14 protein-coding genes are annotated in these 15414 nt (G+C 64.8%); 4 read left to right on the forward strand and 10 right to left on the reverse strand.

The genetic code is table 11. The annotated features are described in order from the left end of the window. Nucleotides 1–28 precede the first annotated feature (28 nt). From cbiB to VGO12_RS06015, 5 genes are all read right to left on the reverse strand, one after another. A complete protein-coding gene (cbiB, locus tag VGO12_RS05995; RefSeq protein ID WP_327511815.1) occupies nucleotides 29–1000 on the reverse strand; it encodes an adenosylcobinamide-phosphate synthase CbiB in 972 nt (323 codons plus the stop codon). Beyond that, a complete protein-coding gene (gene cobD / locus VGO12_RS06000) occupies nucleotides 1001–2050 on the reverse strand; it encodes a threonine-phosphate decarboxylase CobD (RefSeq protein ID WP_327511816.1) in 1050 nt (349 codons plus the stop codon). It abuts the gene before it with no gap. Further along, complete coding sequence (locus tag VGO12_RS06005; RefSeq protein ID WP_327511817.1) at nucleotides 2047–3351, reverse strand: cobyrinate a,c-diamide synthase; 1305 nt, start codon at nucleotides 3349–3351, stop codon at nucleotides 2047–2049. The genes cobD and VGO12_RS06005 overlap by 4 nt, the downstream gene beginning before the upstream one ends. Further along, on the reverse strand, nucleotides 3348–4187 hold the full coding sequence (gene cobA, locus VGO12_RS06010) for a uroporphyrinogen-III C-methyltransferase (protein WP_414650681.1): 840 nt from the start codon (nucleotides 4185–4187) through the stop codon (nucleotides 3348–3350). Before cobA ends, VGO12_RS06005 begins: the two co-directional genes overlap by 4 nt. A 127-nt stretch (nucleotides 4188–4314) precedes the next feature. Further along, a complete protein-coding gene (locus VGO12_RS06015) occupies nucleotides 4315–4743 on the reverse strand; it encodes a cobalamin biosynthesis protein (RefSeq protein WP_327511860.1) in 429 nt (142 codons plus the stop codon). Nucleotides 4744–5294: 551 nt separating this feature from the next. On the opposite strand from VGO12_RS06015, the gene VGO12_RS06020 reads away from it, so the two are divergent. The 3 genes from VGO12_RS06020 (at nucleotide 5295) to VGO12_RS06030 (ending at nucleotide 7229) form a co-directional block, all read left to right on the forward strand. Continuing rightward, nucleotides 5295–6080, forward strand: a complete 786-nt coding sequence (locus VGO12_RS06020) for a TSUP family transporter (protein WP_327511819.1) — start codon at nucleotides 5295–5297, stop codon at nucleotides 6078–6080. Between the two features lie 240 nt (nucleotides 6081–6320). Then, complete coding sequence (locus VGO12_RS06025; RefSeq protein ID WP_327511820.1) at nucleotides 6321–6545, forward strand: hypothetical protein; 225 nt, start codon at nucleotides 6321–6323, stop codon at nucleotides 6543–6545. Nucleotides 6546–7082: 537 nt separating this feature from the next. Beyond that, nucleotides 7083–7229, forward strand: a complete 147-nt coding sequence (locus VGO12_RS06030; RefSeq protein WP_327511821.1) for a hypothetical protein — start codon at nucleotides 7083–7085, stop codon at nucleotides 7227–7229. A 133-nt stretch (nucleotides 7230–7362) separates the two neighbouring features. Here VGO12_RS06030 and VGO12_RS06035 read toward each other — a convergent pair whose 3' ends face one another. Then, a complete protein-coding gene (locus VGO12_RS06035) occupies nucleotides 7363–7707 on the reverse strand; it encodes a hypothetical protein (RefSeq protein ID WP_327511822.1) in 345 nt (114 codons plus the stop codon). A gap of 316 nt (nucleotides 7708–8023) precedes the next feature. Here VGO12_RS06035 and VGO12_RS06040 point away from each other — a divergent pair, with 316 nt between their 5' ends. Beyond that, nucleotides 8024–8617: an isoprenylcysteine carboxylmethyltransferase family protein gene (locus VGO12_RS06040; protein ID WP_327511823.1), complete on the forward strand. Its 594-nt coding sequence runs from the start codon at nucleotides 8024–8026 to the stop codon at nucleotides 8615–8617. A 13-nt stretch (nucleotides 8618–8630) separates the two neighbouring features. Here the strand turns inward: VGO12_RS06040 and VGO12_RS06045 are convergent, their stop codons facing one another. From VGO12_RS06045 to cobN, 4 genes are all read right to left on the reverse strand, one after another. After that, the gene (locus VGO12_RS06045; protein ID WP_327511824.1) at nucleotides 8631–10064 is read right to left on the reverse strand and encodes a hypothetical protein; all 1434 of its coding nucleotides are present in this window, start codon (nucleotides 10062–10064) and stop codon (nucleotides 8631–8633) included. 90 nt (nucleotides 10065–10154) lie between these two features. Beyond that, the gene (locus VGO12_RS06050; protein WP_327511825.1) at nucleotides 10155–10580 is read right to left on the reverse strand and encodes an EamA family transporter; all 426 of its coding nucleotides are present in this window, start codon (nucleotides 10578–10580) and stop codon (nucleotides 10155–10157) included. Beyond that, nucleotides 10580–11224: a cob(I)yrinic acid a,c-diamide adenosyltransferase gene (cobO, locus tag VGO12_RS06055; RefSeq protein ID WP_327511826.1), complete on the reverse strand. Its 645-nt coding sequence runs from the start codon at nucleotides 11222–11224 to the stop codon at nucleotides 10580–10582. Before cobO ends, VGO12_RS06050 begins: the two co-directional genes overlap by 1 nt. A 45-nt stretch (nucleotides 11225–11269) precedes the next feature. Then, nucleotides 11270–15394 (reverse strand): cobaltochelatase subunit CobN, encoded by a 4125-nt coding sequence (cobN, locus tag VGO12_RS06060; protein WP_327511827.1) that lies wholly within the window; start codon nucleotides 15392–15394, stop codon nucleotides 11270–11272. Nucleotides 15395–15414 lie beyond the last annotated feature (20 nt).

Consider the following 15414-nt stretch of genomic DNA (forward strand, 5'->3'; position numbering starts at 1 on the left):
TTTTGAGAGATCGGAAGGCTTTCCGCGATCAAATCATCGCGATGGCAAGAACAGCAAGCGTCATCGCCGTGCAGGCGCCATCAAATACAGCAATGCCGGCCCTGATATCTTCAGCGGTCGCCACGGCTCGGCCGGCGCCGTTGATCATCGGTTCGCTCACCTTGACGCCGCCATAGATGCGCGGGCCGGCAAGCTGCAGGTCGAGCGCGCCGGCCATGGCCGCTTCCGGCCAGCCGGAATTCGGAGAGCGGTGTAGCCCGTGATCGCTGAGCGCCACCGTCAATGCATCCTTGGCGGCGCGCGCGCCGCGATAAACCAGCGCGCCGGCTGCGATCAGGAAGATCGAGAGCCTCGCTGCCGGCCAATTGGCGAGATCGTCGAGGCGCGCCGAGGCCCAGCCGAAATAGAGATATTTCGGCGACTTGTGGCCGATCATCGAATCGGCGGTGTTCAGCATCTTGTAGGCGAGAAGGCCGGGAAGGCCGGCAATCGCATACCAGAACACCGGCGCGACGGCGCCATCGGAAAAATTCTCGGCGAGGCTTTCGATCGCCGCGCGGCAGACGGCCGGTTCGTCGAGCGTCTTCGGATCCCGGCCGACGATCATCGAAACCGTCCTTCGCCCTCCTTCGAGCCCGCCCTGCGCCAAGCCCTCGGCCACACGACGAACGTGGTCGGCGAGGCTCTTTTGCGCCAGGAACACGGCGACCAGCAGCGCTTCGAGCAGGAAGCCGACCGGGCCCAATGCGGCGAGCAGACGATGCAGCAGAAGACCAAGGCAGACGCTCAAGCCCAGTAGCAGGAGGATCGTAACAGTGCCACGAACCTTGCGCGCGCCATCGCCCAGGTCCTCACGGTTCAGCCGCGCATCAAGAAGGCCTATCGCCTTGCCGAAGAAGACCACCGGATGCGGCACGCGCGCCCACAACCAGTCCGGATCGCCGACGAAACGGTCGATGACGAGTGCCAGCACAAGGATGAGCAGGATCGTTTCCGACACTCAGCGCTCCATGCGCGAAAGCGCGTCCGCCAGGCGTCGGTCGCCCGCAGCATCCGGCGCAAGCCCGATTCTGAGCCAGGTTGGCGCGTAGTCGAACTTGCGCGTCAGGATATGCGCTTGGCAGAGCGTCTCATGCAGCCGGGTCGCCTGCGGATGCTCGACCAGCACGAAGAGCCCGGTCCCGCCGATCCTTTTGATCCCGGCTTCGTCGAGCACCGCATCAAGGCCTGCGCGGCGCGCGAGAATCCCGGCGGCAATGTTCTTCGTGTCGCCCTGCATGAGCGCCGCCGAAATCGTCAACGCCGGACCGGAAACCGCCCAGGGACCGAGCCACTCGGCAAACGCCGCAAGGATCGCATCGGGTGCCGCGACAAAACCCAGGCGCAGGCCGGCGAGCCCGAAAAACTTGCCGAAGGAACGAAAGACCACGAGGTTGCCCTGGTCGCCCACATGGGCGGCGACGCTCAGGTCCGGCTGCAAATCGCCGAAGGCTTCGTCGACCAGGAGCAGACCGCCGTTCGCCTTCAGCCGCGCGGCAATGGCGAGGAGCTCGGCGGGCGAAAACGACCGGCCGGTGGGGTTGTTGGGGTTGACGACGACGGCAAGCACGTGCCCGGCGCCGATCGCGTCCGCATCCTCAAGACGGTCGACCGCAAACCCGGCAGCGGAAAGAACACGGGCATACTCGCCATAGGTCGGCCCCAGCACCGCGACACGGCTGCCCGACCCTGCCCCAATGCCTGCCCCTGCCCCTGCCGTTGCGCGGGCGTGGAGTTCGACCAGCCGCGGCAAGAGCTGGATCACCGACTGCGTACCGGGCACGGCCAGGGGCAGAACGTTGCCCGTGCGATAGTACGCGGCGGCAGCCAGGCGGGCATCGTCCACGGTCTGGCGATCCGGCAGCCGGTGCCAGGCGCGCTCGGGCACCTTGGGCACGGCGACCGGGCACGGGTTGATCCCCGTCGACAGATCGAGCCAATCTTCAAGCCGGCCGCCGTAGCGGGCCGCGGCCTCGGTGATGCCGCCGCCATGGATGATCGGAGCGCTCATGGCTGGGCCGCGATATCGATCAGGTGCATGAAGGAGCCGGCGACATTGCCGCGTCTGAGCCCCGCAGCGCCGAGATCTTCGCCCGCGGCGTCACTCACCGCAAACAGCCTGTCGGCAGCACCTTCGGCAACGATGGTCGCATAGTGAAATTCGTGCGCGGTCATGGGTCCATCGAAAAAGCCGTTGTCGACGGGCACGACCCGGCGATAGCCGAGGTGCCGCCTGCGCTCGGCAAAGCTGGTTGCAAGCGGCAGCAGGCCAAGCATCTCGTAGCGTGCGCCGTCGGCAGCGACAAGGCCTTCGCCGAGAACCATGTATCCGCCGCACTCGCCAAAGATGCGCGCACCCCGTTCCGCTGCTGATTGCATGCCGGCACGGAAAGCGGACGCGGCGCTGAGGCGGCCCGCATGCAGTTCCGGATAGCCACCTGGCAGATAGACCGCATCGGCCGCCGGATCTGGCGCCTCATCTGCAAGCGGCGAAAAAAACGAGATCTCGACACCGTGCCGACGCCAGCCGAAGAGCAGATGCTCGTAGGAAAAGGCAAAGGCAATGTCGCGTGCGACCGCAATGCGCTGGCCGAGCGGGGAGAGCCGCCCGACATTCGTCGACGCCCTCTCCTGCGGAAAATGCGCCGCGATCAGGCGCATCGCGTCGAGGTCGCAGGCGCGCTCCACCCGCTGTGCCGCCACTTCGATGAAGCCTTCAAGCGCGCCATGCTCACCCGCCTGCACGAGGCCAAGGTGCCGCTCCGGCAGGGCGAGCGCGCTGTCCTGTCGCAACACGCCGAACACCGGCATGCGCACCTTCTCAAGCGCATCGCGCAGCATCTTTTCGTGCCGATCGCTGCCGACCTTGTTGAGAATGACGCCGGCGACCCGGATGTCGTTTCGGTGATCGGCATAACCACGCACGAGCGCTGCCACCGATTGCGACATCCGGGCGCAATCGACCACGAGAACGACCGCAAGGTCGAGCGTCGCCGCCAGATCGGCCGGGGTGCCGGAACCATCGGCCGCCCCGTCGTGCAAGCCCATCATCGCCTCGATGATCAGCGTGCGCCCGCCGGACGCTGCGTGCACGGCGTTTGCCATCAAGAGGTCGGGCCGCATCGCCCAGGGGTCGAAATTGAAGCAGGGCTCGCCGGTCGCGGCCGCATGGAAGGCGGGGTCGATGTAATCGGGCCCGGCCTTCCCCGGCGCGATCTGAACGCCGCGCTTCTTCAAGGCCCGCATCAGCCCGAGCGTCACTGTCGTCTTGCCCGAGCCCGACGAAGGTGCGGCGATCAAAAGACCGCTCATGCCGGGTTCCTGAGAATGCGATTGGCAAAGGGATCTGCGGCAAGCTTGCGCCCGTTCAGCGCCCCCATCCAGTCGAGTGCCGCGCGAAGCCGCACCACCTCGCCGACGACGACGATCGCCGGCGGCTCGAGCCCAGCCGCGGCAACATCGGCCTCGGCGCGCGACAGCGTCGTTTCGAGCACCGCCTGATCCGGTGTCGCCGCATTGCAGACGAAAGCGACCGGCTCCTCCGGCGACCGCCCGGCGGCAATCAGATTGCCGGTGATCGCGCCGATATGTTTCATCGCCATGTACATGACGATGACGGGCGAGCCGCTGGCGATCCCCTGCCAGTTGATGCGATCGGGAACGAGACCGGAGGAATCGTGGCCGGTGAGAAACGTCACGGCGTGATTGACCTCGCGGTGCGTCACCGGAATGCCGGCATAGGCGAGCCCGCCGATCCCGGCGGTGATGCCCGGCACGATGCGAAACGGCACCTGGTGCTCGACCAATGTCAGCGCTTCCTCGCCGCCACGGCCGAAGACGAAGGGGTCGCCACCCTTGAGCCTCAGCACCCGATTGCCGGCGCGGGCAAGCTCGACCAGCCGCAGCGAGATGTCGCGCTGCTTCGGCGACGGCTTGCCGCCGCGCTTTCCGGCAAATTCCAGGACGGCACCCGGCCGGGCGAGCTTCAGGCAATCCTCGTTGACCAGCGCATCATGGACGATGACGTCGGCCTGTCTCAGCGCATTGGCGGCATGCAGCGTCAACAGGCCGGGGTCGCCGGGCCCCGCACCGACCAGCCAGACCGAACCTTTCTCGAGCGCCGGCAATCCGGCAAAGAGGTCGTCGATCATCCGTGCTGCCCCACCTGAATTCCGGCGCCAGGCGCCTGACCTGATACTCTTGGCGAACGACCGGATTCCATTTCAGAGGAAATCCGGACAAAAGATTGATTCAATTCAACAACATACGCCGACATCAACGACGCTCCGAGAGCGACCGCCGCCCGGCGGCCATCGATGCCGGACCGGCAATCGCCGCCGTCGCCTGGCTCGATGTGATCTTCGGCACGACCAGCACCGCGTCACGGCCGGCGCCGACAAGCGCCGCCCCCTCGGCGACGCCATGGCAGCCGGTATGGGCAAAGACAACCTTGGACGGGTTTTCCAGCCGGCTCGCCTCCGCCTCAAGCGTCGCCGCGTCGTAGAAGGCGGCCGACACGCCAAAGTGCCGGGCGGTGGCGAGAATGGCCGACTCATCCGCCCGCGCGTCAAGCGAGGTCACCAAAAGCAGGTCTGCCATCGTGGCGCCCGCCTCCACCAAGGCGCGCTCGGCAAGCGCAATCACGTCCTTGGGCGGCGTTCCGCGTTCACAGCCAAGCCCCAGCACGAGGGTCGCACCTCGCAACCGCCCTGCCGGCTGGCTCGCCGCGCGCGATGCCGGGCCGACGCCCGCTTCGCCCTGCGGCTTTGACTGCTCTGATCCGTTGACCGATGGCACGACGGCCGGCTCCCTTCGTCGGTTCTCCCTCACGAAGCGCCGGCTGCAACGGGCTGTTGCCGAGCCGATCTGGACAGCACCGGCTGAAGCCCCCGTGTTGGGTCGGCCGCACCGGACGCTCTTTCAGTCCGCAGAAGCGGACGCCGTCGCATGTTCCTCTATTTTTATCCAAGCGGCGACAACCGGTCAAACCGGATTGCGCCATCCCGATGTCGCGATTGGGGAAGATTGTCGCTGCCCGGGTCGATCGGGTCATGCCAGCGCGGGCGATCGGCTGCGCGACGTGCACCTCCCATCCGGAATTCCAGCTTCCCGGTGTAACCGTCTGATCTCGCTGATGATTGCGGCCATGGCACCGGCGCGCGCCGACGCGTGCCTGCAGAAGCCTTTGCTTTTCTTCGCTGGCTCTGACACAAGGCGCAGAACTCCCTCAGGTCTCCTTCCCACTGGACTCCCCCGTGCAAGATCTTGCCTTCCACCTGCTCGCCTTCCTGTTCGTTGCCGCCTTCATCGCCGGCTTTATCGATTCGATCGCCGGTGGCGGCGGCATGATCACCATTCCGGCGATGCTGATCGCCGGCATTCCACCGTTGCAGACGCTTGGCACCAACAAGCTGCAGGGCCTCTTCGGCTCCGGCTCGGCGACGCTTTCCTACGCCCGCAAGGGCCATGTGAACCTGAGGGAACAATTGCCGATGGCGCTGATGTCGGGGGCCGGCGCCGTGCTCGGTGCGCTGCTCGCAACCATCGTGCCCGGTGACGTGCTGAAGGCGATCCTGCCCTTCCTGCTGATCGCGATCGCGCTCTACTTCGGCCTGAAGCCGAACATGGGCGATGTCGACCAGCACCGCCGCATCACGCCCTTCATCTTCACGCTGACGCTGGTGCCGCTGATCGGTTTTTACGACGGCGTCTTCGGCCCAGGCACCGGCTCCTTCTTCATGCTCGGTTTCGTGACGCTTGCCGGTTTCGGCGTCCTGAAGGCAACCGCGCACACCAAGTTCCTGAATTTCGGCTCGAACATCGGCGCCTTCGGCGTCTTCCTGTTCTTCGGCGCCATCCTCTGGAAGGTCGGCCTGCTGATGGGCGTCGGCCAGTTCCTCGGCGCCCAGCTCGGCTCGCGCTACGCCATGGCCAAGGGCGCAAAGATCATCAAGCCGCTGCTCGTCGTCGTTTCGATTGCCCTTGCCATCCGGCTTCTGGCAGATCCCACGCACCCCTTGAGGATCTGGCTGGGGCTTTGAGGCCAGGCGCTTCAACGCGGCGCGCACGCACGCGACATCGACAGTCTGACGCGGAACGCGTGCCTGCTACCGCCAGGTGAAGGAACGGCGCCTGCGGCCAGAGGCCGTCGGCGCGCCTGTCCTTGCCGCCTATTCCTTTTTGACTGCCGCCGCTACCACCGAAGAGCTATCGAAACGGGACCCGGACCGCCCGATGTAGGTTCCAGGACGTCGCCTTAGCCCTCTCCAAGCCCCGGCAAAATGACCTCAGAAAACGCAGCACCCCGCAGGAAATACGCCGTCCGCTATCCGAGCGGCCTGACCGCCGAAGAAGGGATAGCCCTCCTGTCGCAGACGTGTGCCGACATCGCTCCGCATCTCACGCTCAGCGAGAAGGCGGACGGCGCGACGATCGAGGGCGAGCCATGGCACGTCCTGTCAGTCTGTCTCGCTTTGCCGCTCTTCGAGATGAACGAGGTGGGATAGGCGTATCTGCCGATTTGCGCCTTGCGTCGTCAGTTGGGCGGACTGCCACGTCCTGGGCCCAGCCGCCAGCGGTTGCAGCTCTTCGAATTCACCACTTGTGTTTGGCCACAACAAGCGCAAACTTCTCCCGTGCAACGTTGGGAGAGATCGCGGGTGGACTGGATCAGCCTCGTCGTCATCATTGGAGGCCTCATCTTTCTTCTCGGCGCCATGGACCGAGGGAAGGCATCTGAAGCCACATCGAAAATTCCGCTGGAGCCTTGTTTCCGGTGCAATCCGGGAGATGTGCACCTTCAAAGGAAAACTCAGCACGATTGGCATGTCAGGTGCTTCAGTTGCCAGGCATCCACGGAACCAACGCCCCTTGCGCTGGTGGCGATTACCCAATGGAACAACGTGAACAAGGCGCTCAAATCTTCAAGCGCGGCCACGCAACCTCTCTCCCCTCCTGACGGCACAAGTTGAAGACATCGGGAACCGGGCAAGCGGTCCGGATGGCTCTGATAGCGATGGGAGCGCTGTTGCCTGGAGACCAGAATGGCTGAGAACGATGGCGAGGGACCGGCCAAGCCGACAAGGGAACCTGCGTACACCTACGGAAAACCACTGCCGCAGGGACACGATTGGATCGGGGTAATCTACCAGTTCCTGATCGCTCTCAAGTCGGCCCTGCCAAAGAAATAGCCCGCCGCCAACCGGCTGACATGGCGTCACGGCATCCCGACGGCCCCGGGCCGAACGCGATGGCTGCGTCGGGAATGTCGACGTCAGGTCGGGGCAACCCGGCAAGCTCCTTCAGGAGCCTTTCACAGGCCCGTCAAGGCCGCGCTGTCAGGCCGGCATCAGGCGCGCCGAACTTCGACCAGCACGAACAGGGGTCCCCCACGGGGCCGGCACCATAGCTGCACTGCGTGTTGCGGGTCTGGCAGATCCGCGGACGGCGAGCCTCGGCGAGGGCCTTGGCCTTGGCTTCATCCGCCGCCTTCTGCTTCCGACTGGTCTTGGCCTTGGGGCTCGGCTTCGTGCTCGGCTTGGTTTTCGCCGTGGAAACGTGGGCCTGGGACACGCCCGTTTTCGTTGTTTGTGAAAAACCCATGTTACCGGACGCCGCAAACAGCAAAACCGAAACGGCAGCAACCGCAACTCTGAAACCGATCTTCAAGGCTCACCCGCTATCTGGATCATGATGACGCGTTAAATGGAGGCTTTTACGACGTCCATCAAGCAAGTTCGGCGAAGCTTCAGACAAGATTCTGCGAAGAACAGAACAAAGTCGGGGCGTTATCGTCCTCCCCCCGCATGACGCCGGTCACCTTGCCGATGAAAGTCCGGTAACCACAACCAAAGTCGAGCACCGGCCCCTCTTGAACCTCTAGTCGCTAGAGATTGCAACTTGCGAAACATGCGTTGCGGCGGGGTTGCGAAAGCCACTTGCCGACAGGCGTCACCCGATCATGTTGCTTAAGTCAGAGGTTTAGATGTCTACCACCCTTCCCGCCATTCTGATGCTTGTCGTCGGCCTGTCCACCCTGGCGCTGGCGATCCTGCGCCGCGTCCAATCCGGCCGTTCGCCTGTCGTTCTGACCTACGGCGACGATGCGGAAGGATTTGCCGGCAAGCTCTTCCGGGTGATCGTGGTGGCGCTGGTGGTCCATCTGATGGCGGTCGCGGCCTCTCCCGAAGCCGTCGACGCGTCGCTTGGACGGATCCCGGCGCTCGATACACCGGCTCTTCACACAGCCGGTCTCGTTTTGATGGCACTCGGCGGTTTTATGACGATGCTGTCGCAATGGACAATGCGCCATTCCTGGAAGATCGGCATTCCCGAAAAACAGGACACGCCGCTCGTGACCTCCGGTCCCTACCGCTTCTCGCGCAACCCGATCTATGTCGGCATGGTCACGGCACTGATCGGCACGGTACTTGCGGTTCCCAACGTCATCTCGGTCGCACTCGCCCTTTCCGCCTGGATCTCGATCTCCTACCAGATCCGCATGGAGGAAGCCCACCTCACTCGCGCCTTCGGTGAAGCCTACGGCGCCTATTGCAAGCGCGTCCGGCGCTGGGTCTGACGAAACCTCGCGGTCACGCGACAGAACTCGCGCCGTCAGCCCGACTGCGCGGCGTGCGCCGTCGGAGCAGGAATACGGCCGTGAGGCCTGCAATGACGCAGGACAACCCAAGTCCGAGGAAGGCGCCCATCGAAATCGGCACGCTGTTTCTGAGTACGTCTTCGCTCAAGCTATGCGCCATGGCGCCTCCGACGAGAAAGGCTGACAGCGAAAGGATGATGAGAGCCAAGCGCGGTTGGACCGCTCTGCTCTTGAGAAGGTGGTCAAGCGAAAGTGTCAGCAACGCAACGACCGCCCAGACCCGGTAGTTCAAAAGCCACGTCTCGATAGCGCCGATCTGCAGAGCGTTGTCGAGGTCCGACTGTGTCGTGATGCCGAGCATGTGGGCCATGGCTGCGAAAACAGGGAAGGAGAGCGACGCGGTGGCCGGTGCGGCAAAGCCGGCGGTCCGCAAAACGCGGACAAATTCTCGCACACAAGCTGCCTGTTGCGCAGTTTGGGCCCCAAGGCCGCGGCGGTCGGGAAACCAGATGGCGGCGCAAATGGTAGCCGATAGGGCGCCAATGAGGCCGCCGATTGGCAGCAGAAATGCCTGATTGCTGGCGGTGTCGTCGGCGTAGTCAAACAGAAGCGTGAAAATCGCACCGACGTGCAAGCCGACGAAAAAGGCGGCAAGCCAGGCCGAGCGACGGGAACGATTGAACACCAGCGCAAGAACGAGCACGGCGCTGATCGCAGCCGCGTAAGCACCGCCGAAGTAGTAGCGCAGCACTGCCCATGGCAGTTTCGGCGCGCCGAGCGCTGTCTCCGGACTGAAGATCATCTCGAGCAGGATCAGCGGGAGCACAATGACCACCGGACCGACCAGAACAGAGAGCCAGATATAGCGCTCTTCGGCCCGCCACTGCCCACTGCGAGCGAATGCGCGCTCGTGCGGGGAAAACGGGGTGTGCTGTGAGGCCGTCCCGTCCCCCGCCTCAGCGCTGTTGCGTTCCATTCTCCTCTCGCCCAGCAGCCACAGCCCGAAGGTCGCAGCAGCGATGAGCGCACCGGCGACCGCGAACACCGGGAAACCGGACGTTAGAAAACTGTGCGTCAGCACTGGGTAGGGCACGGCATATCCACCCGGATCCCAACTCGCGAAACTCATGGTCAGAACGTAGATGCCAATCAGGCCGGCGACCGTGGCGAAGCCACACCCGGACGAATACGCCACCAGTTGCCAAGGGCTGCGGCGCGATCGGCTGAGCGCGATCGTCAATCGCGCTGTAACCATGGCCGGGAAAATACCAAGGAGAACCACAACGAGCCCGAATGGGCAGCCCGCAGGCAGTGTCGCGACATAGTGGACGGCAGCGCAGAGCGCCGACAGGACCGCCGTCACCCAGGCTGCGAAGAAAAGGTAGTCTCTTTCATGGCGCCCGCGCCAACTGCCGTCAACCTGCATGCCGTCCTCCGATCCATCGCAACCACTGCATGTACCGGAATTGCGACGTGATTGAGGCGAACATTCAGTGAACAAACGGGGCGAGCGACCTCAAAACACCGCCAGCAACAACGCGCCGCCGGCGATGAGGCCGACGCCGAGCCAGTTCATCAGGTTGAGTTTTTCACCCAGAAACAAGACGCCGAAGATCGCCACCATGACGATCGACAGCTTGTCGAGCGGGGCGACGCGGGCGGCGTCGCCGAGCTTCAGGGCGCGGAAATAGGCAAGCCAGGAGGCGCCGGTGGCAAGCCCAGACAGCGCCAGGAACAGCCAGGTCCGGCCGGGGATTTCAGACGGCTTCTGCCACTGCCCGGTCGCCACCACGATACCGGCGAGCACAAAGAGAATGACGACGGTGCGGATCAGCGTCGCGAAGTCGGAATTGACCTGCGCGACGCCGACCTTTGCAAAGATTGCCGTGAGCGCAGCAAAGGCTGCCGACAGCAGCGCCCAGAACTGCCAGCTCTGGCTCATCAGAATTCGACGCCCTGCTGCGCCTTGATGCCGGAGCGGAACGGATGCTTGATCAGCTCCATTTCGGTCACCAGATCGGCGATCTCGATCAGGTCTTCCTTGGCGTTGCGGCCGGTGAGCACGACATGGGTCATGTGCGGCTTTTCTTCCTTGAGGAACCGCACCACTTCGGCGACATCGATGTAATCGTAGCGCAGCGCAATGTTGATCTCGTCGAGCAACACCATCGAGTTGCGCTCGTCGCGGATCAGCTCCTTGGCCTTTTCCCAGGCTTTTTCCGCCATCGCCACGTCGCGGGCGCGGTCCTGCGTTTCCCAGGTAAAGCCTTCGCCGAGCGTGTAGAACTGGCAAACATCGCCGAAATGCTTTTCGATCAGCTCGCGCTCGCCGGTCGCCATGGCGCCCTTGATGAACTGCACGACGGCGCAGGGCATGCCGTGGGCGATGTGGCGGAAGATCATGCCGAAGCCGGCGGTCGACTTGCCCTTGCCCTTGCCTGTGTTGACGATGACAAGGCCCTTCTCGTCGGTCTTGGTCGCCATGATCTTTTCGCGCGCCGCCTTCTTCTTCGCCATCTTCATGGCGTGGCGGGCATCGTCCTTCTCGGCAACAGGTTCGCCGCTGTTCGTCGTTTCGTCGTTCATGGTCACTCCCTCAAATCAGGTTTGCAGGATGCGGGGCATCCCGCTCTATTCATTGCCGGCCATTAGCCGCGTTACGGCCTGGCTGATGCCGCCAAGTTCAAAGCGCGCCGAATTCGAGCGCGGCGTCCAGAGATTGCGGTCGATCGCTTCGAGCAGCCGCTCGGCCAGTTCGGCAAAGGCGGCCGGGTTCTTGTCGCGCAGGAAATCGGCCACCCGTTCGTCGACGACGAAGGCCTGGTAGGCGGCCTCGAAATGATGGTCGCGCACAGCCCCCGTGGTCGCGGCAAAGGCGAACATGTAGTCGACGGTGGCGGCGATCTCGAAGGCGCCCTTGTAGCCGTGGCGCATGACGCCATCAATCCACTTGGGATTGACCACGCGGGCCCGGACGACGCGGCCGATCTCCTCCTCGAGCGAGCGGATGACCGGCTTTTCCGGCCGGGAATGGTCGTTGTGGTAGATGGCCGGGCGCTTTGCGCCCACGTGCTCGGCCGCCGCACTCATGCCGCCTTCGAACTGGTAGTAGTCGTCGCTGTCGAGCAGGTCGTGCTCGCGGTTGTCCTGGTTCTGCACCACGGCCTCGATCGTGCGCAGTCGCTCCTCGAAGAGGTCGCGCTCGGCCTTGCCCTCCTCGCCGGCGCCATAGGCATAGGCGCCCCAGGTGAGATAGGCCTCGGCGAGATCCGCCTTGCTCTCCCAACCCTTCTCGTCGATCAGCGCCTGCAGGCCGGCGCCATAGGCCCCGGGCTTGGCGCCGAAGACGCGATAGGATGCGCGGCGCGCGGCCTCTGCGGCTTCCACCCCCTCAGCCTCCAGCCGCCGGCTCTCCGCCCGCATGCGCGCGGCGATCATGTTGTCGGCATCGTCCTCTTCCAGCGCTCCGACGGCGCGGATTGCCTTGTCGAACAGCGCGATCTGGTCCGGGAAGGCATCGCGGAAGAATCCTGAGATGCGCAGCGTCACGTCGACGCGCGGCCGTCCGAGCACGGCGAGCGGCACGATCTCGTAGCCCATCACCCGGCGCGAGACCATGTCCCAGGTGGGCTTGGCGCCGATCAGCGCTAAGGCCTGGGCGATATCGTCGCCGCCGGTGCGCATGTTCGCCGTGCCCCAGGCCGTGAGCCCGAAAGACGACGGCCATTCGCCGTGATCCTGCAGGTAGCGGCGGATCAGAAGTTCGGCCGATTTCTTGCCAAGCTCATAGGCCGCCGGCGTCGGCACCGAGCGGCTGTCGACGGAATAGAAATTGCGGCCGGTCGGCAGCACGTCCGGGCGACCACGGGTGGGTGCGCCGGAGGGTCCGGGGGCGACGAAACGGCCGTCGAGGCCGGTGAGGAAACCCGCCATCTCGGCGGCGCCCGAGCCGGAGATCGAGGGCTTGAGGCGCGTGTCGATTTCGGCAAGGACCGCGCGGGTGTGGGGCCAGTCGCCGGGGCAGCTCTCTTCGCCCGAGACGAGCTTTGCCGCCAGCAGTTCGATGCGCTCCACCGTGTCGCCGTTGGTGCGCCATGGGGCATCGGAGAGGTCGGCGAAGATCGCTGGCTTCGGGCCGGTCCATGGGGCGGACATGACGCAGTCGAGCGGGTCGAAGGGTTTGGTCTGCGAAGAGATAGACCCGTCCTCGTTCGTGGGATTACCCCCCGCAGGTGCCGAACGAACAGACGAGACCGCGCGGTTCAATCCCGCATCCACCGCGATCGCCCGCTGCAGGCTCTGGTCTCCACCCTCGCCGAGCCCACGCGGCACGCGCGCCAGCGCTACGGTGAGATCTGTCAGCAAGCGCCCTTCCGGCGCCACGCCGAAGACGTGCAGGCCGTCGCGGATCTGCATTTCCTTGAGGTCACAAAGATAGGCGTCGAGCTTTTCCAGCGCCTTGTCGTCGCTGTCGCCCTTGTCGATGCCGGCGTCGCTGTCGAGGCCGATGTCGCGCACGAGATCGAGGATTTGGCGGCTGAGCAGACGAAGCCGGCGCGGGTCGCCGCCAGAGGCGTCGTAGTATTCGTCGACGAGCGCTTCGAGGTCCTTGAGCGGGCCATAGGATTCGGCGCGCGTCAGCGGTGGCGTCAGGTGATCGATGATCACGGCGCTGGTGCGGCGCTTGGCCTGCGTGCCTTCGCCCGGATCGTTGACGATGAAGGGATAGATATGCGGCAGCGGCCCGAAGATCGCCTCGGGATAGCAGGTTTCAGACAGCGCTAAGGCCTTGCCCGGCAACCATTCGAGATTGCCGTGCTTGCCCATGTGCACGATCGCCTGTGCCGCGAATTGCAGGCGCAGATAGGCATAGAAGGCGAGATAGCCATGCGGCGGCACGAGGTCCGGCGAGTGGTAGCTTTCCTTCGGATCGATATTGTAGCCCCGCGCCGGCTGGATGCCGACGATCACCTCGCCGAAGCGGGCGAGCGGCAGCGCGAAGGCACCATCGAGGAAGAACGGATCGGCCTCCGGTGCACCCCAGCGACCACCGACCTGATCCCGAATCTGTTTCGGAAGCGAATCGAAGAAAGCCTTGTAATCGCTGAGCAAAATTGTCTCGCGGATTTCGCGGTCGCGGCTAGCGGAATTGGTTGGCCCGGCCATCAGATACTGGATCAGGGCGTCACCGTCGTCGGGGATATCGCGGGCGGCATACCCCTCCTTCGCCATCGCCCGCAGCACCTCGACGGTGCCGGCCGGCGTGTCGAGCCCGACGCCATTGCCGAGGCGGCCGTCGCGGTTCGGATAGTTGGCCATGACGATGGCGATCCGCCGTTCGGCAGGCTCCGTCCGGCGCAGCTTTGCCCAGTTGACGGCAAGGCTTGCGGCAAAGCGCACCCTGTCCTCGAGCGGTTCGTGGCCGACGATGTTGGCCTCGACCCTGGCGTCATAGATCGACGCCGCCTTGAAGGAGACGGCGCGCGCGAGAATGCGACCGTCGACTTCCGGCAGCGCGACGTTCATCGCAAGGTCGCGCGCCATCAGCCCCTGCGGCGACGTCTCCCATTGCGCCCGCGAAGAACCGGAAAAGATCACCTGCAGCACCGGTGCACCGGTTGATTCCAGCACCGTCGGCTGCCGGTCGGCGCCGGGCGAAGAAACCGCAAAGCCCGTGGCGTTCATCACCACGTCGGGAGCGGCTTCGGCGAAGATCGCCTGCAGCGTGCCGACGGAAACAGCATCCTTGAGGCTCGAAACGAACACCGGCAGCGCACGCACGCCCTGCTCCGCCAGCGCGTCGATCAGCGCCTCCACCGGTCGCGTCTCGCCGCTCTGGACGAGCGCGCGATAGAAGCAGATGGCGACGGTCGCGCTCGCTTCAGCATTCAAGGCGCCGGACGTGAGTGCCGGATGCGCCGCGTTTGTGGCGGCGTTGCCCCCCTCTGCCCTGCCGGGCATCTCCCCCACAAGGGGGGAGATTGGCGTGGGGTGAACGCTCGCTTCAAAAATTGGATTGCCGGCGACTGAAGGATGACTCTGGGCAGCCACCTCACGCTCTCCACCCAAGACAGGCCGCGCGCCCGCATCCCTGATCTCCCCCTTTGTCGGGGAGATGTCCGGCAGGACAGAGGGGGGTGCGTCCCACCCCACAGAAGCCCGCAAGTCGGAAGCAACCGCCTGCAGCCACTCCGATACCCCGATCACGCCCCTGCCCGGCCACCAGATGCCGGCTTTCAGCAGCGGCTTGGCCGGTTGCGGTTTTTCCGCGCCTGAGATCAGCGCCGCGGCATAGTCGAGGAACAGGCCAGCATTGTCGGCGCCGCCCTCGGTGAAATAGGCCCAGAGGCGCTGGCGGTCGTCGGCGGCAACGGTCGAGAAAGGTTCAAGTCCCGGGTCCGGCTTGTCGTCGCCGGGCAGCACCGCGATCTGGAAGCGGTGGGTGACGGCCGCGGCGTGCAAGGCCTCGAGCAGATAGCGGAAATAGCTGGCGCCTCCGAGCGGCCGGACCACGATCAGCTTCGCATGCCGCACCGTGCGCTCGACGTATGTGTCGACCGACATCGGGTGCATCAGGCTCATGAGGCTTGCGATGCGCAGGCTCATGTCCCCGTCGCGGCGGCCATGGGCCGCGGCGATCGAGGAAAGCTCGGTGTCGGCGGCCGAGAGAAACAGGATATCGGCCGGCGTTTGCCCGAGGTCGATCGCTTCATTGCCGTCGGCGATCGTTCCTTTCTGGGCGAGAAGCAGATGCATGGTCTTGTCCGTTCAGGCCG

It is taken from the genome of Ensifer sp., assembly GCF_035999135.1.
Taxonomy (GTDB): Bacteria; Pseudomonadota; Alphaproteobacteria; order Rhizobiales; family Rhizobiaceae; genus Ensifer.